General features: G+C 67.7%; 19 protein-coding genes. 15 read left to right on the top strand and 4 right to left on the bottom strand.

What is annotated here, in order from left to right; translation table 11 throughout:
* Positions 1-13: 13 nt before the first annotated feature.
* The 11 genes from ACT9AS_RS11770 (at position 14) to ACT9AS_RS11720 (ending at position 11,465) form a co-directional block, all read left to right on the top strand.
* Complete coding sequence (locus tag ACT9AS_RS11770) at positions 14-1,291, top strand: hypothetical protein (RefSeq protein WP_445100311.1); 1,278 nt, start codon at positions 14-16, stop codon at positions 1,289-1,291.
* Positions 1,288-1,713, top strand: a complete 426-nt coding sequence (locus ACT9AS_RS11765) for a Rid family hydrolase (RefSeq protein WP_445100310.1) — start codon at positions 1,288-1,290, stop codon at positions 1,711-1,713. Before ACT9AS_RS11770 ends, ACT9AS_RS11765 begins: the two co-directional genes overlap by 4 nt.
* Before the next feature lie 3 nt (positions 1,714-1,716).
* On the top strand, positions 1,717-2,247 hold the full coding sequence (locus tag ACT9AS_RS11760; RefSeq protein ID WP_445100309.1) for a 3-hydroxyanthranilate 3,4-dioxygenase: 531 nt from the start codon (positions 1,717-1,719) through the stop codon (positions 2,245-2,247).
* A gap of 22 nt (positions 2,248-2,269) precedes the next feature.
* Positions 2,270-3,295 carry an amidohydrolase family protein gene (locus tag ACT9AS_RS11755; RefSeq protein ID WP_445100308.1) on the top strand — a complete coding sequence of 342 codons (1,026 nt, stop codon included), beginning with the start codon at positions 2,270-2,272 and terminating at the stop codon, positions 3,293-3,295.
* 49 nt (positions 3,296-3,344) lie between these two features.
* Positions 3,345-4,628 (top strand): kynureninase, encoded by a 1,284-nt coding sequence (gene kynU / locus ACT9AS_RS11750; RefSeq protein ID WP_445100307.1) that lies wholly within the window; start codon positions 3,345-3,347, stop codon positions 4,626-4,628.
* A gap of 40 nt (positions 4,629-4,668) precedes the next feature.
* Complete coding sequence (locus ACT9AS_RS11745) at positions 4,669-6,066, top strand: FAD-dependent monooxygenase (protein WP_445100306.1); 1,398 nt, start codon at positions 4,669-4,671, stop codon at positions 6,064-6,066.
* A gap of 133 nt (positions 6,067-6,199) precedes the next feature.
* Complete coding sequence (gene sbcB, locus ACT9AS_RS11740) at positions 6,200-7,669, top strand: exodeoxyribonuclease I (RefSeq protein WP_445100305.1); 1,470 nt, start codon at positions 6,200-6,202, stop codon at positions 7,667-7,669.
* A gap of 232 nt (positions 7,670-7,901) precedes the next feature.
* Positions 7,902-8,588, top strand: coding sequence for a TIGR02453 family protein (locus tag ACT9AS_RS11735; protein ID WP_445100304.1), 687 nt, complete (start codon positions 7,902-7,904; stop codon positions 8,586-8,588).
* A 163-nt stretch (positions 8,589-8,751) separates the two neighbouring features.
* Positions 8,752-9,612, top strand: a complete 861-nt coding sequence (locus ACT9AS_RS11730; protein ID WP_445100303.1) for a hypothetical protein — start codon at positions 8,752-8,754, stop codon at positions 9,610-9,612.
* A gap of 8 nt (positions 9,613-9,620) precedes the next feature.
* Positions 9,621-10,799, top strand: a complete 1,179-nt coding sequence (locus tag ACT9AS_RS11725; protein ID WP_445100302.1) for a DUF4785 domain-containing protein — start codon at positions 9,621-9,623, stop codon at positions 10,797-10,799.
* A 108-nt stretch (positions 10,800-10,907) separates the two neighbouring features.
* Entirely contained in the window at positions 10,908-11,465 is a 558-nt protein-coding gene (locus ACT9AS_RS11720; RefSeq protein ID WP_445100301.1) for a DUF2939 domain-containing protein, read from the top strand.
* A gap of 133 nt (positions 11,466-11,598) precedes the next feature.
* On the opposite strand, the gene ACT9AS_RS11715 is transcribed toward ACT9AS_RS11720, so the two are convergent.
* The 3 genes from ACT9AS_RS11715 to ACT9AS_RS11705 all read right to left on the bottom strand — a co-directional run bounded on the left by ACT9AS_RS11715 (position 11,599) and on the right by ACT9AS_RS11705 (position 18,343).
* A complete protein-coding gene (locus ACT9AS_RS11715) occupies positions 11,599-12,540 on the bottom strand; it encodes a 5'-nucleotidase (RefSeq protein ID WP_445100300.1) in 942 nt (313 codons plus the stop codon).
* A gap of 45 nt (positions 12,541-12,585) precedes the next feature.
* On the bottom strand, positions 12,586-13,359 hold the full coding sequence (locus tag ACT9AS_RS11710) for an NAD kinase (protein WP_445100372.1): 774 nt from the start codon (positions 13,357-13,359) through the stop codon (positions 12,586-12,588).
* Positions 13,360-13,453: 94 nt separating this feature from the next.
* Positions 13,454-18,343 (bottom strand): NAD-glutamate dehydrogenase domain-containing protein, encoded by a 4,890-nt coding sequence (locus tag ACT9AS_RS11705; protein ID WP_445100299.1) that lies wholly within the window; start codon positions 18,341-18,343, stop codon positions 13,454-13,456.
* Between ACT9AS_RS11705 and ACT9AS_RS11700 the strand changes: the two genes are divergently transcribed.
* Positions 18,327-18,464, top strand: a complete 138-nt coding sequence (locus ACT9AS_RS11700) for a hypothetical protein (RefSeq protein ID WP_445100298.1) — start codon at positions 18,327-18,329, stop codon at positions 18,462-18,464. The genes ACT9AS_RS11705 and ACT9AS_RS11700 overlap by 17 nt on opposite strands.
* Before the next feature lie 197 nt (positions 18,465-18,661).
* Here the strand turns inward: ACT9AS_RS11700 and ACT9AS_RS11695 are convergent, their stop codons facing one another.
* Positions 18,662-19,855, bottom strand: a complete 1,194-nt coding sequence (locus ACT9AS_RS11695; protein WP_445100371.1) for an acyl-CoA dehydrogenase family protein — start codon at positions 19,853-19,855, stop codon at positions 18,662-18,664.
* Between the two features lie 129 nt (positions 19,856-19,984).
* Here ACT9AS_RS11695 and ACT9AS_RS11690 point away from each other — a divergent pair, with 129 nt between their 5' ends.
* The 3 genes from ACT9AS_RS11690 to metH are packed head-to-tail and all read left to right on the top strand — an operon-like array spanning position 19,985 to position 24,735.
* On the top strand, positions 19,985-20,932 hold the full coding sequence (locus tag ACT9AS_RS11690) for a metalloregulator ArsR/SmtB family transcription factor (RefSeq protein ID WP_445100297.1): 948 nt from the start codon (positions 19,985-19,987) through the stop codon (positions 20,930-20,932).
* A 24-nt stretch (positions 20,933-20,956) separates the two neighbouring features.
* A complete protein-coding gene (locus ACT9AS_RS11685) occupies positions 20,957-22,054 on the top strand; it encodes a homocysteine S-methyltransferase family protein (protein WP_445100296.1) in 1,098 nt (365 codons plus the stop codon).
* Complete coding sequence (gene metH, locus ACT9AS_RS11680; protein WP_445100295.1) at positions 22,051-24,735, top strand: methionine synthase; 2,685 nt, start codon at positions 22,051-22,053, stop codon at positions 24,733-24,735. Before ACT9AS_RS11685 ends, metH begins: the two co-directional genes overlap by 4 nt.
* The last annotated feature ends 10 nt before the right edge of the window (positions 24,736-24,745 follow it).

The following is a 24,745-nucleotide window of genomic DNA, read 5'->3' as shown; positions in this document are numbered from 1 at the left end:
AGGATCGAATCGAATGTTGCTGACGCTGCTGTTGCCTGCGCTGCTGCCGTTCGCCAGCGCCCATGCCGAGCAAGACGCAACGGAGCCGGACGCGGGACCTGATCTGTACACCCGCACGCAGGCGCAGCCCAATCTGCTGGCCAAGTACCTGTTCCTCGACGATATCGTGGCCAACAGTGAAGATCCGGCGGAGGTCAACCGCGCATCGCAGTCACTCGCGTTTGCCGCGGCTGCGATCGGTGAGCATCGCCGAGCACAGGAAGCATTTCCGTTTAAACATCGGCACGATGACCCGATCACAATCGACACTGCCGACTACCTGGCGATCGACGCGGTCGAGCCCATAGTGCGTGCGTCCAATGGCCATCGTCTGGTGATGGTCAACGAAGCACACCACGTCGCCCGTACCCGGCTGCTGACCTTGCATTTATTGCAACCTCTACGCAAAGCCGGCTTCACCCACTTGGCGCTGGAGACACTGGGCAAGAACGACGTCGCGCTGGGTGAACGCGGCTATGCCATCGCGACCAGTGGCTACTACAGCAAAGAGCCGGTTTTCGCCGAACTGATTCGCGAGGCTCTTCGACTGGGCTATGTCGTGGTGCCCTACGAACATAGCGGCGACGAAGAGGGCCACCAGGCCCGCGAGACGGGGCAGGCACGCAATCTCGCCGATCTGCTCGAACAGGCACCCGATGCACGCGTGCTGGTCCACGCCGGCTACGCACACATATTCCGCAACGAACCCGCTTCGATGTTCGGCGCCCGCACGATGGTCGAGGAACTGGAGCGAATGACCGGCCTCCGTGCGCTAACGGCCGAGCAGACTCTCCTGCATGGTCATATCGATCCGCAGTACGACCGCCCGGAGTACACCGCCGCTCTCAGCCGCTGGCTCAGTACGCACGATGGTAACGGACCGGCGCGACCCTTCGTTCTCACTAAAGCCGGCCAGTCGCCGTGGTCGATGCGACCGGAAGTTTTCGATATCAGCGTATTCGGGGTGCCACCAGGACGGGATCAAGAGTGGCGATCGCTGGATGGTCGACGCGAGCGCCGGATGGTCGATGTCGTTGGGTGCGGCGGAAGCTTTCCCTGCCTGATCGAGGCGCGCCGGGCCGACGAACCCGACACCGCCGTGCCGGCCGATCGGAAACTGCTGCGCGAGTCCGGGCTCGCGGAGTTGTGGCTGGCGGAAGGTTGTTATCGCCTCGACACAATCAATGCAACGGGCGGCGCACGCGGTGTCCGATACTGCACGAACGCGACGACTGCCGAGGCGAGCCGATGAGCGATGTGATCAAGGCCTCTACCGCCCCCCGGCCCGTCGGCCAGTATCCGCACGCGCGGCGCGTCGGCAACCAGTTGTTCCTGTCCGGCATCGGTCCGCGCGACCCGGCCACCAACGCGATCGTCGGCAACGTCCACGACGCCGACGACCGCCTGATCGGCTACGACATCGACGCCCAGACCCGCGTCGTGTTCGCCAACGTGCGATCGGTACTGGAGGCCAGCGGCGCGCACTGGGAGGACCTGGTCGACGTGACCGTCTACCTCACCGACATGGCCGCCGACTTCGCCCGCTACAACGCGGTGTGGGCCGAGTATTTCCCCGACATCGACACCGCGCCGTGCCGCACCACCGTCGGTATCAGCGCCCTGCCGACGCCGATCGCGATCGAACTCAAGTGCGTTGCCGTAGTGAAGGAGTGACCGATGCTGCCCAACCCGCTCAACCTGCAGGCCTGGATCGAGGAACACCGGCACCTGCTCAAGCCGCCGGTCGGCAACAAGGTGGTGTACGACGGCGACTTCATCGTGATGGTGGTCGGCGGCCCCAACGTTCGCACCGACTACCACTGGGATGAAGGCCCCGAGTGGTTCTACCAGCTCGAGGGCGAGATGGTCCTGCGCATCCAGGAGGACGGTGCGGTGCGCGACATCCCGATCCGGGCCGGCGAGATCTTCCTGCTGCCACCGCGCGTGCCGCACTCGCCGCAGCGCATGCCCGGGTCGATCGGGCTGGTGATCGAGCGCAGGCGCCTGCCGCACGAGGACGACGGCCTGATGTGGTTTTGCGAGCGCTGCAACCACAAGCTGTACGAGGAGTACTTCCATCTGCAGGACATCGAGCAGGACTTCCCGCCGGTGTTCGACCGCTTCTACGCCTCGCGCGAGCACCGCACCTGCACGTCCTGCGGCCATCTCAACCCGGCGCCCGACAAGTACGTCATGCCCGACACCTGACGCCTGCGGATAGACTGGCCCGATGCTGAAAATCGACACCCACGCCCACTACCTGCCGCGCGACTGGCCCGACCTGGCGCGCAAGTACGGCGAGCTGCGCTTCCCGGTGATCCACCACACCGAGGATGGCCGCCACCGGATCTACAAGGACGGCAAGTTCTTCCGCGAGATCTGGTCCAAGACCTGGGACCCGCAGGAACGCATCGACGACTACGCCAAATTCGGGGTGCAGGTACAGGTGTTGAGCACGGTGCCGGTGATGTTCTGCTACTGGGCGCGGCCGCACCACGCGCTGGAGCTGCACCAGGCGCTCAACGACCACATGGCGCAGACCTGCCGCGACTACCCGCGCCACTACGCCGGCATCGGCACGGTGCCGCTGCAGTCGCCGCGGCTGGCGACGCAGGAGCTGGAGCGCTGCATGGACCAGCTCGGCCTGCAGGGCGTGCAGATCGGCAGCCACGTCGGCCTGCCATCGGGGGAGAACTGGAACCTCGACGCGCCGGAACTGTTCGACTTCTTCCAGGCCGCCAGCGAACTCGGCGCGGCGATCCTGGTCCACCCGTGGGACATGATGGGCACCGACACCATGCCCAAGTACTGGCTGCCCTGGCTGGTCGGGATGCCGGCCGAACAGTCCCGGGCGGCCTGCAGCCTGGTGTTCGGCGGCGTGCTGGAGCGGCTGCCGGAACTGAAGATCTGCCTCGCCCACGGCGGTGGCAGCTTCCCCTACACCATCGGCCGCATCGAGCACGGCTTCAACATGCGCCCGGACCTGGTCGCCACCGACAACCCGCGCAACCCGCGCGAGTATCTGAGCCGCCTGTATTTCGACTCCTGGGTCGCCGACGATGCCGCGTTGCGCTACCTGCTCGACACCTGCGGGGTCGACCGGGTGATGCTCGGCACCGACTACCCGTTCCCGCTCGGCGAGCAGGAGCCCGGCGCCGGCATCGCTTCGCTGCAGGTCGACGAGGCCGCGAAGGCGCGGCTCTACCACGGCACCGCGCTGGAATGGCTCGGGCTGCCGAAGGCGCGTTTCGCGTGAGTCGCTCGCGCCACCAGCAAGCCGCGCCACCAACAACCAAAGAGAATCCATGACCGACCCGCATTCCCTCGACCTTGACCTCGCCCGTTCGCGCGACGCCGCCGATCCGCTGCCGACCCTGCGCGCCGAGTTCCACGTGCCGCGGCATGGCGATGGCGAGCAGGCCTACTTCGTCGGCAACTCGCTGGGCCTGCAGCCGCGCGGCGCCCGCACCCAGGTCGAGGACGTGCTCGACAAGTGGTCGATGGAAGCGGTCGAAGGTCATTTCCGCGGCAACTCGCAGTGGATGAGCTACCACCACCTGATGAGCGAGTCGCTGGCGCGGCTGGTCGGTGCGCAGCCGCAGGAAGTGGTGGCGATGAATTCGCTGACCGCCAACCTGCACCTGATGATGGTCAGCTTCTACCGGCCGACGTCCGAGCGCCCGGCGATCCTGATCGAGGCCGGCTCGTTCCCGTCGGACCGCTATGCGGTTGAGTCGCAGATCCGCTTCCACGGCTTCGATCCGGCCACCGACCTGATCGAACTCACGCCCGACCTGCCGGGTGGGCTGTTCTCGATGGAAGCGATCGAACGCGCGATCACCGAGCACGGCCCGCGCCTGGCGCTGGTGCTTTGGCCCGGCGTGCAGTACCGCACCGGCCAGGCCTTCGACCTCGCCGCGATCGCCCGGCTCGCGCACGACGCCGGCGCGCTGTGCGGCCTCGACCTCGCCCACGCGGTCGGCAACACCGAACTGGCGCTGCATGACGGCAGCGCCGACTTCGCGGTCTGGTGCCATTACAAATACCTCAACAGCGGCCCGGGCGCGGTTGCCGGCTGTTTCGTGCACGAGCGCCATGCCCGCAACGGCGACCTGCCGCGGTTCGCCGGCTGGTGGGGCCACGACGCCGCCACCCGCTTCCAGATGGGACCGCAGTTCGTCCCGACTCCCGGCGCCGAAGGCTGGCAACTCAGCAACCCGCCGATCCTCGGCCTCGCACCGCTGCGCGCCTCGCTCGACCTGTTCGACCGCGTCGGCATGCCGGCGCTGCGGACCAAGTCGCTGCGCCTGACCGGCTACCTCGAGGCGTTGATCGAACGCCACCTGGGGGACACCCTCGAAGTGCTGACGCCGACGGCGCCGGAACAGCGCGGCTGCCAGTTGTCGATCCGAGTCCGTGGCGGCCACGAGCAGGGCCGTGCGCTGTTCGGATACCTGTCCGACAACGGCGTGCTCGGCGACTGGCGCGAGCCCGACGTGATCCGCATCTCGCCCGCGCCGCTGTACAACACCCACGAAGACGTTCTGCGCTTCGTGCTGGCCACCACGGCCTGGCGCGATACCTTGTGAGCCGGCATTGCCGCTCCCGCTGACTGGAAGGCGAACACCCGTGCAGGCTGACAATCCCAGGCATCTGACCATCATCGGCGCCGGCCTCGCGGGCGCCCTGCTTGCCACCCTGCTGGCCCGGCGCGGCTGGCAGGTCGATGTTTACGAAAAGCGCAGTGACCCACGACGGCGTGACCTCGAACGCGGCCGCTCGATCAACCTTGCGCTGGCCGAACGTGGCCGCCACGCACTGCGACAGGCCGACGCCGACGACGCGGTGATGGCGCAGGCGGTGATGATGCGCGGACGCATGGTCCACTTCGCCGACGGCCGCACCGACCTGCAACGCTACGGCCGCGACGACAGCGAGGTCATCTGGTCGGTCCACCGCGGCGAACTCAACCAGGTGCTGCTCGACATCGCCGAACGCGCCGGCGCCCGGGTCCATTTCCACCATCGCCTCGACCGCGTCGACTTCGACCAGCGCATCGCGCACTTCGGCGACGAGCGCGAAGGTACCGAGCGGGCGATCGGATTCCGGACCCTGATCGGTGCCGACGGCGCCGGCTCGGCGCTGCGCGGTGCGATGGGCCGCGAGGGCGAGTTCGAGGGTCGCACCGACTTCCTCGACCATTCCTACAAGGAACTGGAGATCCCGCCGGGGCCGGACGGCGGTTTCCGCATGGAAGCCAACGCCCTGCACATCTGGCCGCGCGGTCGCTACATGTGCATCGCCCTGCCCAACGACGAGTCGACCTTCACCGTCACCCTGTTCCTGCCCAACGAGACCGACCCGACGGCCGGCGTGCCCGGTTTCGACACGGTCCGCAGCGGAGCCGACGCACGTGCCTTGTTCGACCGCGAGTTCCCCGACGCCTCGCGGCTGATCCCCGAGCTGGAACGCGATTTCGACAGCAACCCGACCGGCGTGCTCGGCACCCTGTACCTCGACCAGTGGCACCTCGACGAGCGCGCGGTGCTTGTCGGCGACGCCGCCCACGCGATGGTGCCGTTCCACGGCCAGGGCATGAACTGTGCGTTCGAGGACTGCGTGGCGCTGGCCGAGCACCTCGACCGCACTCCCGACCGCGCCGCCGCGTTCGCCGCGTTCCAGGCCGAGCGCCTGCCCAACGCCCGCGCGATCCAGCACATGGCGCTGGAGAACTACCTGGAAATGCGCGACCGCGTCGACGACGACGACTACCTGTTGCAGCGCGAGCTGGAACACAGGCTGGCCGCGCGCCACCCCGACCGCTTCGTCCCGCGCTACGCCATGGTCACCTTCCGCCACCTGCCCTACGCCGTGGCCCTGCAACGCGGCAACCTGCAGCGCGAACTGCTGGTCGAACTGACCCGCGGCCACGACACCCTCGACAACCTCGACTGGCAGGCGGTGGACGCCGCCGTCATCGCCCGCCTCCCGCCCCTCCCGCCAGACAACCAGGCAACACCAATGTAGGAGCGACGTAAGTCGCGATCGCACGGCGATCCCGGGCATCAGTGAAATCGCGACTTACGTCGCTCCTACAACGAAGCATGCCCCCACCACACCAAACCCACCCGCACGATCGACGCGACCGCCCCCCAACCCGATGCCAGCCAGCTTCCTCTTCTACGACCTCGAAACCTTCGGCACCGACCCGCGCAGCAGCCGCATCGCCCAGTTCGCCGCGATCCGCACCGACGCCGACCTCAACCCCGTCGAGGACCCGATCAGCATCTTCGTGCAGCCGGCCGACGACCTGCTGCCCTCCCCTGGTGCGACCCTTGTCACCGGCATCACCCCGCAGCACGCGCAGCGCGAGGGCATGACCGAAGCCGCCGCGTTCGCGCTGATCTTCGAGGAGATGTCACGGCCGGAAACCTGCAGCCTCGGCTACAACTCGCTGCGGTTCGACGACGAGTTCGTCCGCTACGGATTGTTCCGCAACTTCTTCGACGCCTACGAGCGCGAATGGCGCGGCGGCAACTCGCGCTGGGACCTGCTCGATGTCTTCCGCTTCGCCCACGCCCTGCGCCCCGACGGACTGGTCTGGCCGAAGCGCGAGGACGGCTCGCCATCGTTCAAGCTCGAACACCTGGCCGAAGCCAACGACGTGCGCGAAGGCGATGCCCACGAAGCGCTGTCGGACGTGCGCGCATTGATCGGACTGGCCCGCAACCTCAAAACCGCGCAGCCGAAGCTGTGGGACTACGCCCTGCGCCTGCGCGACAAGCGCCACGCGGCCAGCCTGCTCGACACCGTGGCGATGACCCCGGTGCTGAACGTCTCGCAGCGCTTCCCCGCCAGTCGGCTGTGTGCCGCCCCCGTGATCCCGCTGGCGCGGCATCCGCACATCGACAACCGGGTGATCGTGTTCGACCTGGCCCAGGACCCGCAGGCCCTGCTCGACCTCGACGCCGAAACCATCGCCGCGCGCCTCTACATGCGCGCCGCCGAGCTCGCCGAGGGCGAGGAGCGCGTGGCATTGAAGGAAATCCACCTCAACCGCAGTCCGGCGCTGTCGGCCTGGGCGCACCTGCGCACGGAGGACTTCGAGCGGCTCGGTATCGACCCGGTGCAGGCCGAGGCCAATGCCGCCCGCCTTCGCGCCGCCGGCCCGGCGCTGGTCGAAAAGGTCCGCCAGGTGTTTTCCCGCGAGCGCGAACACCGCGAGGTCGACGTCGATGCCAGCCTCTACGACAGCTTCATCGGCGACGGCGACAAGCGCCTGTTCCCGAGCGTCCGCAGCACCGCGCCCGAAGCACTGGGCGCGGCCACGTTCGGCTTCCGCGACCCGCGCCTGCCGGAACTGCTGTTCCGCTATCGCGCCCGCAACTGGCCGGCCACGCTGTCGGCCAGCGAACGTGCGCGCTGGAACGACTACCGGCGAGAGCGCCTGCATGGCGAGAGCGGGATGGCCGAGTACGGATTCACCCGCTTCGATGCCGAGTTGACGGAACTCCGCGCCACCCATGCTGGCGACGCCCCCCGCCTCGCCCTGCTGCAGCAGCTCGAAGACTGGCGCAACGCCATCGCCCGCAGCCTGACCCAAGCCCCCGGAACCGGGCATTCGATGTAGGAGCGACGTAAGTCGCGATTTCCTCAAGCCCTCCGCAGCGCTGAGTCTTGGCCGCAACGGATTCTCCCGAAGCGGTTCCGGTCAGCCCCGCCACAAGCGAATTGCATCCCTCCTTGCAAAACCGGGGAAATCGCGACTTACGTCGCTCCTACATTCGCGGCAGAGACTGGCCTACTCGTGCCATTAAGCTCCAGCACGCCCGCATGCCCCCGCCAAAGCTACGATAGACCCCATGCCCACCTACTTCAGCGCCGCCAGCTTCAAATTCCTGCGAAGCCTGGCGCGCAACAACAACCGCGACTGGTTCCACGCCCACAAGGCGGATTACGAGGCCCACGTGCGCGGCCCGTTCCAGCGCCTGCTGGTCGACCTGCAACCGGTTGTCGCCGAGGTCAGCCCGCATTTCCGGTCGGACCCCAAGGCCATGGGCGGTTCGCTGTTCCGGATCCATCGCGACACCCGCTTCGCCAACGACAAGTCGCCCTATAAATCCTGGCAGGGCGCGCGTGTGTTCCACGAGCGCCGACGCGAGGTCGAAGCGCCATCGTTCTACCTGCACCTGCAGGGCGGCAACTGCTTTGTCGGTGCCGGCCTGTGGCACCCGGGTTCCGACACCGTGCGGCGCGTACGGCACTTCATCCTCGACAACCCCGCCAGCTGGAAATCCGCCGCGCATGGACAGCGCCTGCGGCGCCGCTTCGAACTCGACGACAGCGAGATGCTGGTGCGGATGCCACGCGGATTCCCGCCGGAATTCGAGTTTGCCGACGACCTGCGGCGCAAGAACTTCGTCGCGCTCCGTCCCCTCGACGATTCGGTGGTGACCGGTCCGGGGCTGCTGAAGACACTGCGTACCGACCTCGCCACCCTCGCGCCCTTCGTCGATTACCTCTGCGCCGCGCTCGACCTGGAGTTCTAGGCGCGCCTCCGCCACGTTGGCGCGGTGCGTCATGACACCGCCATACAGCGGCGTATGCTCGGTCCCCGGTACGCCTGCGCATGGATGGGCAGGTTGATCGGCGTGCAAAAGGGGCCGGGATGCCGGGGGGCTGCACGTCTGGGGTTCCAAGGAGGAAAAGACCGTGCAGAAACTCGTCTGCTGCGTGCTGCTGGCCGCCGCGCCATGCATCGCATCCGCTGAAACCACCGGGGTCGCGTTCGTCCACGGCACCGGTCACCAGACCGACGCCTACAACGATTACTGGCAACCGGCGATGGTCGATTCGGTGCGCCAAGGGCTGACCGACCCGGCCAACTACGTCGTGGTCAACTGCGACTTCACCCGCTACATGTGGGACAACGCCGCCGCCGGCTGCCTCGCCGGCCAGCTGACGGGGTTCATCAACAGTCGCGGCATCGACCGGCTGATCGTGCTGACCCACTCCAACGGCGGCAACGTGATGCGCTGGATCCTGTCCAACCCGACCTGGGACAGCCGCTATCCCGGCATCATCAGCAAGCTGGCGCGGGTCAACGCACTGGCGCCGTCGTCGGCCGGCACGCCGCTGGCGGATGCGGTGATGAACGGCAACGTCTTCGAGCAGTCGGTGGGCTGGTTGCTCGGCTACGAGTCCGATGCCGTGCGCCAGCAGCAACTGAGCTGGATGGCGTTCTACAACCAGAATTACCTGTATGGCACCAGCGGCCGGCCATCGTTGCCGAAGCCGTTCCGCAGCGTGGTCGGCACCGACGTCGAGTCGGCGATCTGGGACGGCGACAGCTACTGCGCCGGCTACGCCGAGAACGTCGGGCTGGAGGCGACCCAATGGTGGCTCGACTCGTGTTCCGACGGCTTCCTGGAATGTTCCAGCCAGTCGGCGGCCGGCAGCGTCTGGTTTACCGACAAGAGCCGGATGCGCGGTAGCGAACCGCTCAGCCACAACCAGAGCCGGCGCGCCTGTTTCGGGCTCGACGTCATCCTGCGCAACGACCTGAACTCATGAGGCCCGCCATGAAAACCATCTTCAGCCTGTTGCTGTTGTCGGCGAACCTGGGTACTCCCGCGCTCGCTGCCGAAGTCCCGTTGCTGCCGGCAGGCGACACCGACCAGGTCGCAACCCGGGTCGTGTCGCGCCCCGCTCCCGTGACGCCCGTTGAACACGCGCCGGTGCGGTTCTCCTGGGCACTCGACCCCACCGACGACCTGCGCCAACCCGAGCCCTTCGTGGTCGAGAGCCGCGAGTACTGGGAGACCGTGGATGCGGCCGAACTGGAGCGCGGCGTGGCGGTCTCCACCAGTGCACCCGGGGCAATCATCCGGGTCAGCCCGACCCGTGCGGGCGCCGCGATCGATGTCGGCGCACTGCGGGTCACGCGCGGCGGCCGAACCGTTTCGCTGGCCCGTCGCAATGATGGCGCACAGTTGCGGGCCGCCGGCATGCAGGTCAACGAGCGTGCGGCCGCCGTGCAACTCGCCGACACCGCCCCGGCCGGTCGCTACCGGTTGCAGATGCCGAACGCCAGCGGGCAGTACGTGGTCCACGTCTACGAGCCACGCAGCACGGTGCGCCTGTTCGCCGCGCTCGGGAGCGACCGCGTCCTCGCCAGCGGCACCAGCACCATCGTGGTGAACCTGTCCGACGGTGACCAGCGCCTGCAGGGGCTGAAGGCCGGCGGACTGCTGGTCGCGCCCTCGGGCGAGAGCTGGCCGATCCGCCTGCGTCCCGGCAGGGACGGCCTGTTGCGCGGCAAGGTGCCGGTCCCGGCCAACGCCGATCGCGAACCGGGCCTGTGGGAAGTGCAGGTGTTCGCCGGCAATGGCGACGTGCAACGCGACGCGCGCACCGCGCTTGCGGTCGCGCAGCCGACCGCCAGGCTGGCCGGCGGCTACAGCTTCGATGCGGCGCGGTTGCAGTTCGCGTTGCCGATGGCGGTCGGCTCGCGCGGGCGCTACGAAGCTCGCGGCACGCTGTATGCGACCGCACCGGGCGGCGCACTGCGGCCGGTCTCGATTGCGCACAGCGCGGACTGGCTCGCACCGGGCCGGGATCACCTGCTGCTCGATTTTGACCGGGACCACCTGCCAGCCGGCTACGGCGCCCCGTTCGAGTTGCGGGATCTGGAACTCAACGACCAGTCGCGGATGGCGCCCATCGAACGCCGGGCCCGGGCGGCGCGGGTGGACCGCTAGCCGCGGAAGTGCATCCGGCGACGCCTGCCGTTGCCGGATGCACGCCCGCCGATGTCGCGGTTTGGCGATACCGCAGTAAGGTGGGAGCCTTCCCGCCGGATCAATCGCATGAAAAAGTGGATCGCCCTGCTCGTCCTCGCCGCGGTGCTGTTGCTGGGCTATGTCGCCGCCGGTCCGTTCATCGCCTACAACGCGATCCGCGAGGCGGTGCAGGCGCAGGACACCGCGGAACTGGCGGAACACGTGGACTTCCCGGAACTGCGCCGCAACCTCAAGCTGCAGGTCGACGACTACCTGGTCCGCAAGGCGGGCGCGGACGTGCAGTCGAGCCTGCTCGGCGCGTTCGCGATGCGGATCGCCAGCGGAATCGCCGGCGGCATGGTCGACACGATGGTGACGCCGGTGGGCATCGGGGCGTTGATGGAAGGCCGCTCGGTCTGGCACCGCGCCAGCGGCGGTGGCATCACCGACAACACCTACGAGTCAGCGCCGACGCCGGACCGTCTGCAGGACGCGGATTACGGCTTCGAATCGCTGTCGCGCTTCACCGCCACGGTCCAAAGCGAGGATGGGCAGCCGTTGACGTTCGTGTTGAGCCGCCAGGGGCTGGAGTGGAAGTTGACGGATATCCGGCTGCCGCTGGATGGGGAGCGCGTCGTCGACTGAGGCGTGTCACCGCAGCCTGGCCCCCATGTAGGAGCGACGTAAGTCGCGATCGCACGGCGATCCCGGGTGTCAGTGAAATCGCGACTTACGTCGCTCCTACAGTCGCTCCGATGAAATCATCGAGTCCGCGGACCTATCCCACGCGAGGCGTCCCCACAGGATTCGCGACCCCGTGCGGCACATGCCCGGCGGTCACCAGCCCGCGTGCCGACTCGATGTTGTGCTCCGAGTCGTCGAAGAAGATGTCGGCGCCGAACGCTTCCAGGAACGGGCCCTTCGAGCGCCCCCCAAGAAACAGCGCCTCGTCCAGCCGGATGCCCCACTCGCGCAGCGTGCGGATCACGCGTTCATGCGCCGGCACCGAGCGCGCGGTGACCAGCGCGGTACGGATTGGCGCATCCTCCCCGGTCGGGAACGCCGCCTGCAACCGGTGCAGCGCGTCGAGGAACCCGCGGAACGGGCCGCCCGACAGCGGTTCGCCGGCATGGCTGCGCTCATGCTCGGAGAACGCTGCCAGCCCGCCTTCGCGCGACACCCGCTCGCTTTCGTCGCCGAAGATCACCGCATCGCCATCGAAGGCGATGCGCAACTGGTCGGGCCGGTGGTGCGGTGCCCGCGGCGACAGCAATGCGCCGGGCAGCAGGGTCGCGGCGGCGACGCCGGCGGCCAGCGCGTTGCGCACGTCCTCGCCGTGGGTCGACAGGAACAGGTCGGCGCCGAACGGCCGGATGTAGGGGAACGGCGGCGCGCCGTTGCTGAAGGCCGCGCGCTTGATCGCCAGCCCGTGGTGGGCGATCGAATTGAAGATGCGCAGGCCGGTGTCGGCCGAGTTGCGCGAGATCAGGATCACCTCGACCCGCGGCGCTTCCGGCGGCGACCCGTCGTTGAGGCCGAGCAGCTTGCGCACCAGCGGAAAGGCAATGCCGGGCTGCAGCAGGTCGTCCTCGTGGCTGCGCTGGAACGCGGCGTAGGCATCCAGCCCTTCGCGCTCGAACAGCGCGTGGCTATCCTCCAGATCGAACAGGGTGCGCGAGGAAATCGCGACGATCAGCGGGTCGGCTTGGCTGTCTGGCATGGCGCCATTGTGCCCGGCGGCGGTCGCACGCGGTGCGACGATGGCTCAGCCCGTGATGAACTGCTCGGCCAGCATCCGTTCCTCGAGGTTGTGCTCGGGGTCGAACAGCAACGTCACCGTGCGATCGTGCGACTCGCGGATCATGACCTCGACCACGTCGCGGACCTCGTGCGAGTCGGCAGTGGCGCTCACCGGACGCTTGTAGGGGTCGAGCACGCGGAAGCGGATCTCGGTTTCCGCCTTGAGCACGGCGCCGCGCCAGCGCCGCGGACGGAACGCGGCGATCGGGGTAAGCGCGATGACATTGGCGCCCAGCGGCAGGATCGGGCCGTGCGCCGAGAAATTGTAGGCGGTGCTGCCAGCCGGGGTGGCGACCAGCACGCCATCGCAGATCAGCTCGTCGAGCCGGCTCTGTCCACTGAGTTCGATCGACAGGTGCGCGGCCTGGCGGGTCTGCCGCAACAGCGACACCTCGTTGTAGGCCAGCGAGCCGACCGTCGCGCCGGACTCGGTCTGCGCAACCATCTCCAGCGGCCGCAGCACGGCCGGTTCGGCCGCGTGGATCCGCTCCAGCAGGCCGTCCACGGCCAGGTGGTTCATCAGGAAGCCGATCGTGCCGAGCTTCATCCCGTAGACGGGAATCCCCAGGCCACCATGCCGATGCAGGGTCTGCAGCATGAAGCCGTCGCCACCGAGCGCGACCAGTACGTCGGCCTCCTCGGGCGCGTGGTCCTCGTGGCGCGCGCGCAACTCCGCGAGCGCCGCCTGCGCCTCGTCGGCGGAGCTGGCGAGGAAGGCGATGCGGGGCGTCGCGGTCATCGTCTGCGCTGTCATGCCGGCAGGATAACGCAGGCCGGCCAACAGCATGGGCGACGGTGGTTGCCCACCGCCGCCCACGTTGCGAAGCCTGCGATCAGGCCTCGGCCGCCGCCGCGACCTGGGCAAGGCGGCGTACCGCCACCGACACCGTCGGGTAGTCCAGGGTCTTCTGGTTCAGCAGGTCCGCCAGCATCGTCAGGGTGAAGCGCAGGGTCGGCTCGTCGCGCTGCAGCCAGCGCTCGACCTTCTCCGCCGCCGGCTTTTTGCCACCCGTGGCGAGGATCTGCCCGACCAGTGCGCGTTGCTGGGCGCCCAGCTCGTCGCGCAGGGCGCCACGGGCCAGTGCCTGCCAACGGCCGTCGACCGGGAGTGCCTCGATCTGGTCGTAAAGCCACGGCATGTTGAGCGCGGCGCCGAGGCTGAAGTAGGCGCGGGCCACATCGACCGGCGACAGCTTGCGCGCATGCCCGATCTCGACGATGTCGCAGGCGAACTCCAGCATCGGCAGCGCCGCAAGCTGCTCCGACAATGCGTTCGGCATGCCCTTGGCCTTCCAGTCGGCAAGGCTGGCATTGAACTCTTCGCGACGGACTTCGGACATCGTGCTGGGCAATGCTTCGCGCACGGCCTTCAGGCCATCGCCGTAGCGCGCCATCGCGGCGGTGATCTCCGGCATCGCGCCCGGCCGCGACAGCAACCAGCGCGACATCGAACGCATCAGCTGCCAGATCGCCTGCAGCGCATCGATCTGCACCGACTCGGCGACCTTGCCGTCGAGCGCATCGATCTGCGCCCACAGGCCGCGCGCGTCGAGCGCCTCGCGCGCAATGGTGTAGGCCTCGGCGACCTCGGCGGCGCTGCGGCCGGTGTCCTCCTGCATGCGCAGGGTGAACGTCGCGCCCATCCGGTTGACCATCGAGTTGGTCACCGCGGTGGCGATGATCTCGCGCTTCAGGCGGTGGTTCCCCATCGCGTCGGCGTACTTCTTCTGCAGCGGCTGCGGAAAGTAACGCACCAGTTCCTTGGACAGGTACGGATCTTCCGGCACGTCGGAGTCGACCAGTTGCTGGAACAGCACCAGCTTGCTGTACGACAGCAGCACCGCCAGTTCCGGTCGGGTCAGGCCCTGGCCGCGCGCCTTGCGCTCGGAGATCTCGGCATCGCTGGGCAGGTATTCGATCTGGCGATCGAGCAGGCCCTGCGACTCCAGCGTGCGGATGAAGTGCTGCTTGGAACCGAGCCGCGGAATCGACATCCGCTCCATCAGGCTGATCGCCTGGTTCTGGCGGTAGTTGTCGGTCAGCACCAGCGAGGCGACCTCGTCGGTCATCGACGCCAGCAGCTTGTTGCGCGCCGCCACGGTCAACTTCTTCTCCTGGACCAGCAGGTTGAGCAGGATCTTGATGTTGACCTCGTGGTCGGAGGTGTCCACACCGGCCGAGTTGTCGATGAAGTCGGTGTTGAGCAGCACGCCGTGCTGCGCCGCCTCGATACGCCCCAGCTGGGTCATGCCGAGGTTGCCGCCCTCGCCCACCACCTTGCAGCGCAGGTCCCGGCCATCAACGCGCAGGGCGTTGTTGCCACGGTCGCCGACATCGGCATTGCTCTCGCTGCTGCCCTTGATGTAGGTACCGATGCCGCCGTTCCACAACAGGTCGACCGGCGCCTTGAGGATCGCGCTCATCAGCTCGACCGGGCTGAGCGCGGCGGCGTCGATGCCGAGCGCCTCGCGGACCTGCGGCGACAGCGGGATCGACTTGGCCGAGCGCGGGAACACGCCGCCACCCTTGCTGATCAGCGACTTGTCGTAATCCTCCCAGCTCGAGCGCGGCACCTTGAACATGCGCTGGCGCTCCTTGAACGTCGCCGCCGCGTCCGGGTTCGGGTCGAGGAAGATATGGCGGTGGTCGAACGCGGCGACCAGCCGGATGTGCTTGCTCAGCAGCATGCCGTTGCCGAACACGTCGCCGGACATGTCACCGATGCCGACCGCGGTGAAATCCTGCTTCTGGCTGTTGCGGCCCATCGCCAGGAAGTGCCGCTTGACCGACTCCCACGCGCCGCGGGCGGTGATGCCCATGCCCTTGTGGTCGTAGCCGACCGAGCCGCCGGAGGCGAACGCGTCGTCGAGCCAGTAACCGTGCTCGCGGGCGATGCCGTTGGCGATGTCGGAGAACGACGCGGTGCCCTTGTCGGCGGCGACCACCAGGTACGGATCGTCCTGGTCGTGGCGGACCACGTTGGCCGGATGCACGACCTTGTCATCGACCAGGTTGTCGGTGATGTCGAGCAGGCCGTTGATGAACATCTTGTAGCAGGCGACGCCTTCGGCCTGGATCGCGTCACGGTCTCCCGCCGGCGGCCGCTTGCTGATGAAGCCGCCCTTGGAGCCGACCGGTACGATCACGGTGTTCTTGACCATCTGCGCCTTGACCAGGCCCAGCACCTCGGTGCGGAAGTCCTCGCGGCGGTCCGACCAGCGCAGGCCGCCACGGGCGACCGGCCCGAAGCGCAGGTGGATGCCCTCGACGCGCGGGCCGTAGACGAAGATCTCGCGGTACGGACGCGGCTTGGGCAGGTCCGGCACCTGGGCCGAATCGAACTTGTAGCTGACGTAACCCTTGCCCTCGTCGCTATCGGCGTCCTGGTAGTAGCTGGTGCGCAGCGTCGCCTCGATCACGCCGATGAAACTGCGCAGGATGCGGTCCTCGTCGAGGCTGGCCACGCGGTCGAGCAGGCTCTTGAGGGTGTCGCGGGCCACGGTGACCTGCACGTCGCGCTTGGCGCCGCGCGCGGCCACGACCGGCTTCAACGCGGCCAGCAGGGCCTCGTCGCCACCGCAGATGCGGGCGAACTGGCTGCCCAGGCGGTCCATCCCGGCCTTGATCTCGGCCTTGTCCTCCTTGCCGGTGGTCGGATCGAAACGCGCCTCGAACAGTTCCACCAGCAGGCGCGCGAGCACCGGGTAGCGGATGAAGGTGTCCTCGACGTAACTCTGCGAGAACGGCACGCCGACCTGTTGCAGGTACTTGCTGTAGGCACGCAGCATCGCGACCTGGCGCCACGTCAGGCTCGCGGCCAGCACCAGCTGGTTGAAGCGGTCGTTCTCGGCATCGCCGCGCCAGATCCGCGCGAACGCCTCGACGAAGTTCTCGTCGATGTCGGCGATGTCGGCTTCGGCGTTGGCGATCTCGACCTCGAAATCCTGGATGTACATCAGGTTGCTGTGCGCGTAGAGCCGGTACGGATGCTCGGAGATCACCCGCAGGCCCATGTTCTCCATCGTCGGCAACGCGTCCGACAGCGGGATGTCGTCGTTCTGGCGATAGAACTTGAAGCGCAGGCCACCCACACCCGGACGGGTCCGGTACAGGCTCAGGCGCAGGTCGTCCGGGCCCTTGAGCGCGGCGAGGTGCTCGACGTCATCGGCGGCGATCGATACCGACACGTCCTCGATATATCCGGCTGGCAACGCGCGGCCGTAGCCGTTGGCCAGCTCGAGCCCGCGCTGCTCGCCATGGCGCTCGACCAGCAGTTCGCGCAGGTCGTCGCGCCAGTTGCGCACGATCTCGGCCAGTTCGGCCTCGATCGCGGCGTTGTCGACCTGGATCGCTTCGCCGGACTTCGGCCGCACCAGCAGGTGCAGCTGGGCCAGCGGTGATTCGCCAAGCACGACCGTGGTGTCGACGTGCTCGCCGTGCAGCACGCGCTTGAGCATCGCCTCGATGCGCAGGCGCACGTCGGTGTTGAAGCGGTCGCGCGGGATGTAGACCAGGCCGGAGAAGAACCGGCCGTAGCGGTCGCGGCGCAGGAACAGCTTGCTGCGCACGCGCTCCTGCAGGCCGAGGATGCCGGTGCTGGTCTTCAGCAACTCCTCGCCGGTGGACTGGAACAGCTCGTCGCGCGGCAGGGTTTCCAGGATGTGGCGCAGCGCCTTGCCGCTGTGGCTGTCGTCGGCCAGGCCGGACTGCTTCATCACGTAGTTGTGGCGCTCGCGCACCAGCGGGATGTCCCACGGGCGGCGGTTGTAGGCGCTGGAGGTGTACAGGCCGAGGAAGCGGTCCTCGCGCACGGGCTTGCCCTTGGCGTCGAACGTAAGCACGCCGATGTAGTCCATGTAGCCAGGACGATGGACGGTCGCCCGGGCATTGGTCTTGGTCAGGATCAGCGCATCGACCGCACCCGACTGCGGCATGTAGTGCGCCGCCAGCGAGGTCAGCGGGCGCGGCTTGCGGGTGTCCTTTCCACGCAGCAGGCCGAGGCCGGAACCCTTGACCGCGCACAGTACCTCCTGGCCGTCCTTGCGGATCACCTCGTACTGGCGGTAACCAAGGAAGGTGAAATGGTTGTCGGCGGCCCAGCGCAGGAACTCCTGCGCCTCCTTGCGGCCTTCCTTGCTGACCGGCAGCTTGCGCGTATCCAGGTCATCGGCGGTCTCGAGCATCTTGTTGCGCATGTCGGACCAGTCGCGGACCATCGCCCGGACGTCATCGAGCACCGCCAGCACGGCCGCCTCGACCTTCGGCATGGCATCGGTCGACAGGCGGTCGATCTCCAGGTGCATCAGCGATTCGGGCTCGCCCTCGCCGACCTTGACCAGCTTGCCGGCCTTGTCGCGCTTGAACGGCACCACCGGGTGGCCGAGCACGTGCACGCCGATGTCCTGCTCCGCCAGCGCCATGGTCACCGAGTCGACCAGGAACGGCATGTCGCTGTTGGCGATCTGCAACACGGTGTGCGGCGATTCCCAGCCATGGGTCTTCAGCGACGGGTTGAACAGGCGCACCCGTGCGGTTCCCGGCTTGCGGTTGCGGGCGAAGTCGAAGAAGTCGCAGGCCAGCGCGGCCCAGCCCTCGGGCGAATGCTTGGATACCTCATCCGCGCCCATGCGCTTGTAGAACGCCGTGGCGAATGCCTCCGCCTCGACCTGCCGCGCCTTGGGCAGGCGCTTGGCGATCGCATCCAGGATGGGCTTCAGCGACACGGTGTCGTTGTTTTCGGCCTTGGCGCGGGCCGGCTTTTTCGCGGGTGCCTTGCGGCTCGCGGACCTGGCGGTTGCGGCTTTCCCGGTGGCGGATGCGGCTTTCGATTTGGTGCTCATGTGAACGCGTCGTCCAATGCAGTGAGGCCCGCGCTTGCGCACGGGCCATGGTCAGGAATCAATACAGGTGGCAAGGCATACGCACGACGACGGCACCCTCGGGGGCGTTCGCGTCGTACGCAACGATCGGGATGTCGCGGCGATCGCAGCCGCGCTGCACATGGCAGGCCGCGGTGATCCGGCAGTTCGCGGCATGCATGTTCAGCGCAGCCCGGTCTCGTGGCGGGCGATCACCAGGCGCTGGATCTCGCTGGTGCCCTCGTAGATCTCGGTGATCTTGGCGTCGCGGAAATAGCGCTCGATCGGCATTTCCTTGGAGTAGCCCATGCCGCCGTGGATCTGCAGCGCCTGGTGGGTGATCCACATCGCCGCTTCCGAGGCGGTCAACTTGGCGATCGCCGCCTCGTTGCTGAAACGCGCGCCGCCCTTCTCGTGCTCGCCCTTCTGCCACGCCGCGCGCAGGGTCAGCAGCAAGGCGGCGTCGATCTTGCACTTCATGTCGGCGATCTTGGCCTGGGTCATCTGGAACGCGCCGATCGGCTGCCCGAAGGCCTTGCGCTCGCGCACGTACTCCAGGGTCGCCTCGTAGGCCGCGCGGGCGATGCCGATCGCCTGGCTGGCGATGCCGATCCGGCCGGCGTCGAGCACGCTCATCGCGATCTTGAAACCGTGCCCTTCCTCGCCCAGTACTTCCGCGGGCTGGGCCACGTAATCGGTGAACTCGATCTCGCAGGTGGCCGAGGCGCGGATGCCGAGCTTGGGCTCGGTCTTGCCGCGGTGGAAGCCTTCGCGCTCGCCGTCGACCAGGAACGCGGTGATGCCGCGCGCGCCCTTGTCGGGGTCGGTCATCGCGAACAGCACGAAGTACTTGGCGACCGGGCCGGAGGTGATCCAGCTCTTCTTGCCGTTGATTTTGTAGCTGCCATCGGCCTGCTTGACCGCCTTGCAGCGCATCGCTGTGGCGTCGGAGCCGGACTGCGGCTCGGTCAGCGCGAACGCGCCGATTTCCCGGCCCTCGGCGATCGCCCGCACGTAGGTCTGCTTCTGCTCCTCGGTGCCGAATTTGAGGATGCCGTTGCAGAACAGCGAGTTGTTCACCGACACGATGGTCGAATGAGCGGCGTCGGCGGCGGCGATCTCGACCATCGCCAGTACGTAGGAGATCGGGTCCATCCCGGCGCCGCCGTACTCGGCCGGCACCTCGATGCCCATCAGGCCGTTTTCGCCGAGGGTGCGGATGTTGTCCAGCGGAAACTCACCGGTGCGGTCGTGGTGTTCGGCGCTCGGCGCGATCTTCTCCTGCGCGATGCGGCGCGCCACGTCCTGGATCATCAACTGTTCTTCGGTGAAGCGGAAATCCACGTCGGCACCTCGGTTTGGTCGCAATCCCGCAATTGTATCCCTGCGCGCCGCTTAACCGAACCCGTCGGCGCCCGCCATCACCCGCCCGGCTTGACCCTTTGGCTGACCGGGAACAAACTTATCGCTGTATCGCGATAAGCGCATAAAAGACACGGTGGATGTATGGATCTGGAAGGCTGGTCGGCACGACTCAAGGTGTTCGCGGATGCGACCCGGGTGCGGCTGCTCGCGTTGATCGAGCGCGAGGAGTTGACCGTCGCCGAGCTGTCGGCCATCACCCGCCTCGCGCAGCCACGCGTGTCGACCCATCTTGCAAGGTTGAAGGACGCCGGGCTGGTCCGCGACCGCCGCGCCGGCGTGTCCGCGTACTACCGCTTCGAGGAGGCCGCGCTGGACAATGCACAGCGCGCCTTGTGGACCACCCTGCGCGAAGGCAGCGACGACCCGCTGCTGCGCCAGGACGCCGAACGCGTGCCCGGGGTGCTGGCGATGCGCGCGGCCGACCAGAACTGGGCCGATTCGGTCGCCGGCGACATGGAACGGCACTACTCGCCCGGCCGCACCTGGGAGGCGATGGCCCGTTCGGCGCTGCCCTTGCTGGAACCGGGCGACGTACTCGATATCGCTTCCGGTGATGGCGTGCTGGCCGAGCTGCTGGCGCCGCATTCGCATCGCTATGTCTGCCTGGATTCCAGCACCAAGGTCGTGCTCGCGGCATCCGAGCGCCTGCGCAAGCTGGAGAACGTCGAGGTGCAGGAGGGCGACATGCACGCCCTACCGTTCGAAGACGCGCATTTCGACCTGGTCGTGCTGATGCACGCGCTGACCTATGCCGACGAACCGGCCAGGGCCGTTGCCGAGGCCGCCCGCGTGCTCCGCCCCGGCGGGCGGTTGCTGCTGACCAGCCTCGCGCGCCATGAGCACCGATCCGTCGTCGAGTCGTACGGACACGTCAACCTCGGCTTCAGCGAAAAGGAGCTGCAGAAGTTCGCCAGCAAGGCCGGTTTCTCGATCACCAGTTGCGAGACCGTGACGCGCGAACGCCGACCGCCGCATTTCGAGGTGATCGCCCTGATCGCCCGCAAGAAGCCCGCCCGCGGCCGGGCCTGAAAACCGCATGTCGAGGAACTGCCGATGACCGCCCTGCCCTGGCTCGTCCCCGAGCGCGCCGAAGCCCTGCAACGCGCCCTGCGCGAACGCATCCTGGTGATCGATGGTGCGATGGGCACGATGATCCAGCAGCACGCGCTGGAAGAAGCCGATTACCGCGGCGAGCGTTTCGCGGAAGGATTCGACAGCGCGCACCCGGTCACCGATCACGCCCATGGCCCCGGATGCGGCTGCGCCCACGACCAGCGCGGCAACAACGACCTGCTGAGCCTGACCCGGCCGGACATCATCGAAGCGATCCACGCCGACTACCTCGCCGCCGGCGCCGACATGGTCGAGACCAACACCTTCAACTCGACCACGCTGTCGCTGTCGGACTACGGCCTGCAGCACCTGGCGCGCGAACTCAACGAGACCGGTGCGCGGCTGGCCCGTGCCGCCTGCGATGCCGCCGAGGCGAAAACTCCGGACCGTCCGCGCTTCGTGATCGGTGTGCTCGGCCCGACCAGCCGTACCGCTTCGCTGAGCCCGGACGTCAACCGTCCCGGCTTTCGCGCGGTCGACTTCGATGACCTGCGCACCGCCTACCGCGAGGCCGCCGACGGCCTGATCGATGGCGGCGCTGACGTGTTGATGGTCGAGACCGTGTTCGACACGCTCAATGCCAAGGCTGCGTTGTTCGCGATCGCCGAGGCGTTCGATGCACGTGGCGCGCGGTTGCCGGTGATGGTGTCGGGGACGATCACCGACGCGTCCGGCCGCACCCTGTCGGGGCAGACCGCCGAGGCATTCTGGTACTCGCTGCGCCACGCGCAACCGCTGGCGATCGGGCTCAATTGCGCACTCGGCGCGAAGGACCTGCGGCCGCATGTCGACGTGCTTTCGCAGATCGCCGACACCCACGTCAGCACCCACCCGAACGCCGGTCTGCCAAATGCGTTCGGCGGCTATGACGAAACCCCGGAGGACATGGCGACGATGCTGCGAGAGTTTGCCCAGTCGGGGCTGCTGAATCTCGTCGGTGGCTGCTGCGGCACCACCCCGGCGCACATCGCCGCGATCGCCGAGGCGGTTCGCGGCGTGTCGCCCCGAATCGTGCCGCAACTGGCCGACGCCGCATGAGCATCGCCCGCCAGACCCGCCTCAGCGGCCTCGAGCCGCTGACGATCACCCCCGAATCCAATTTCATCAACGTCGGCGAGCGCACCAACGTCACCGGCAGCGCGCAGTTCCGCAAGCTGATCAAGGACGACCGCTATGACGAGGCGGTCGCGGTCGCGCGGCAACAGGTCGAGAGCGGTGCGCAGGTGCTCGACGTCAACATGGACGAAGGCCTGCTCGACTCCGAGCAGGCGATGGTCACCTACCTCAACCTGATCGCCGCCGAGCCCGACATCGCGCGGATCCCGGTGATGGTCGACAGTTCGAAGTGGACGGTGATCGAGGCCGGGCTGAAGTGCCTGCAGGGCAAGGGCATCGTCAACTCGATCTCGATGAAGGAAGGCGAGGACGAGTTCCTGCGCCAGGCCCGGCTGGTGCGCCGCTACGGCGCCGCGGTGGTGGTCATGGCGTTCGACGAGGACGGCCAGGCCGACACCGTGCAGCGCAAGGTCGACATCTGCGCGCGCGCATTCAAGCTGCTGACCGAACGGGTCGGGTTCCCGCCCGAGGACATCATCTTCGACCCCAACGTGTTCGCGATCGCCACCGGCATCGAGGAGCACAACGACTACGGCGTGGCGTTCATCGAGGCCGCCCGCGAGATCCGCCGGCGCTTCCCGCTGAGCCATATTTCCGGTGGCGTCTCCAACGTCAGCTTCTCGTTCCGTGGCAACGAGACGGTGCGGCAGGCGATCCACACGGTCTTTCTGTACCACGCGATCCGTGCCGGCATGGACATGGGCATCGTCAACGCCGGAGCCCTGCCGCTGTACGACGACCTCGATGCGGAATTGCGCGAGGCGGTCGAGGACGTGGTGCTCAACCGCAACCCCGAAGCCACCGAGACGCTGCTCGCCCTTGCCGAGCGCTACCGCGGCAAGAAGGGAGAAAAGAAGGTCGAGGACCTTGCCTGGCGCCAGCAGCCGATACGCGCGCGCATCAGCCACTCGCTGGTCCACGGCATCGACCAGTACGTCATCGAGGACACCGAGGAGGCCCGCGCCGAGGCGGCACGCCCGCTCGACGTGATCGAAGGCCCGCTGATGGATGGCATGAACGTGGTCGGCGACCTGTTCGGCGCCGGCAAGATGTTCCTGCCGCAGGTGGTCAAGTCGGCCCGCGTGATGAAGAAAGCCGTCGCCCACCTGCTGCCCTTCATCGAGGCCGAGAAGCAGCGCACCGGCGATACCGGCAAGTCCAACGGCAAGATCGTTATGGCGACGGTCAAGGGCGACGTCCACGACATCGGCAAGAACATCGTCGGCGTGGTGCTGGCGTGCAACAACTTCGAGGTGATCGACCTCGGGGTGATGGTGCCGGCGCAGAAGATCCTCGACACCGCCAAGGCCGAGAACGCGGACCTGATCGGCCTGTCCGGCCTGATCACGCCGTCGCTGGAGGAGATGAGCCACGTCGCCCGTGAGATGCAGCGCCAGGGCTTCACCCTGCCCCTGCTGATCGGCGGCGCGACCACCTCGCGCGCGCACACCGCGCTGAAGATCGACCCGCATTACAAGCCGGGTACGGTGTGGGTGAAGGACGCTTCGCGCGCGGTCGGCGTCGCCCAGTCGCTGATCGGCATGGACACCCGTGCGCCCTTCATCGCCGCCAACGCGTCCGACTATGCCGAGATCCGCGAGCGCCACCGCAACCGCGATGGCGGCAAGCGACTGGTGTCGCTGGCCAAGGCCCGCGACCAGCGCTTCGCTGGCGATTGGGACAACTACGATCCACCGGCGCCGAAACAGCCCGGACTGCAGGTATTCGACGACTATCCGCTGGACGAACTGGTCCCGCTGATCGACTGGACTCCGTTCTTCCAGGCTTGGGAACTGCACGGCCGCTACCCGGCGATCCTCACCGACCAGGTGGTCGGCAGCCAGGCCAGCGAGCTGTTCCGCGACGCGCAGGCCATGCTCAAGCGGATCATCGACGAGAAATGGCTGACCGCGAAGGCGGTGTTCGGGCTGTGGCCGGCCAACAGCACCGGCGACGACGTGGTCGCCGACATCGACGGCACGCCGACCACGATCCACTTCCTGCGCCAGCAGGCGGACAAGCCACCGGAACGCCCGGATTTCTGCCTGGCCGACTTCATCGCCCCGCGCGACAGCGGCAAGCCGGACTGGATCGGCGCGTTCGCGGTCACCGCCGGCCTCGGTATCGAGCCGCACATCGCCCGCTTCCAGGCCGACCACGACGACTACAACGCGATCCTGCTCAAGGCCCTCGCCGACCGCCTCGCCGAAACGCTCGCCGAGCGCATCCACCAGCGCGTACGTACCGAGTTCTGGGGCTACGCCGCCGATGAATCACTGGATACCGAGGAACTGATCGACGAGAAGTACCGCGGCATCCGGCCCGCGCCGGGCTACCCGGCGTGCCCCGAGCACAGCGAGAAGGCGACGATCTTCAGGTTGCTCGACCCCGCCAGCAACGCCGGCATGCACCTGACCGAGAACTTCGCGATGACCCCGGCCGCCGCGGTATCGGGCTTCTACTTCAGCCATCCGAAAAGCCAGTACTTCGTGGTCGGCCGGGTGTCCAAGGAACAGGTGGCCGACTACGCCAGGCGCAAGGGCGTAGACCTCGCGCAGGCCGAGCGCTGGCTGGCCTCGAACCTTGACTACGACCCGGAGTAGCCGCGCAGCA

The organism is Lysobacter sp. F60174L2 (assembly GCF_052547135.1).
This window is presented reverse-complemented; position numbering and strand designations above follow the sequence as displayed.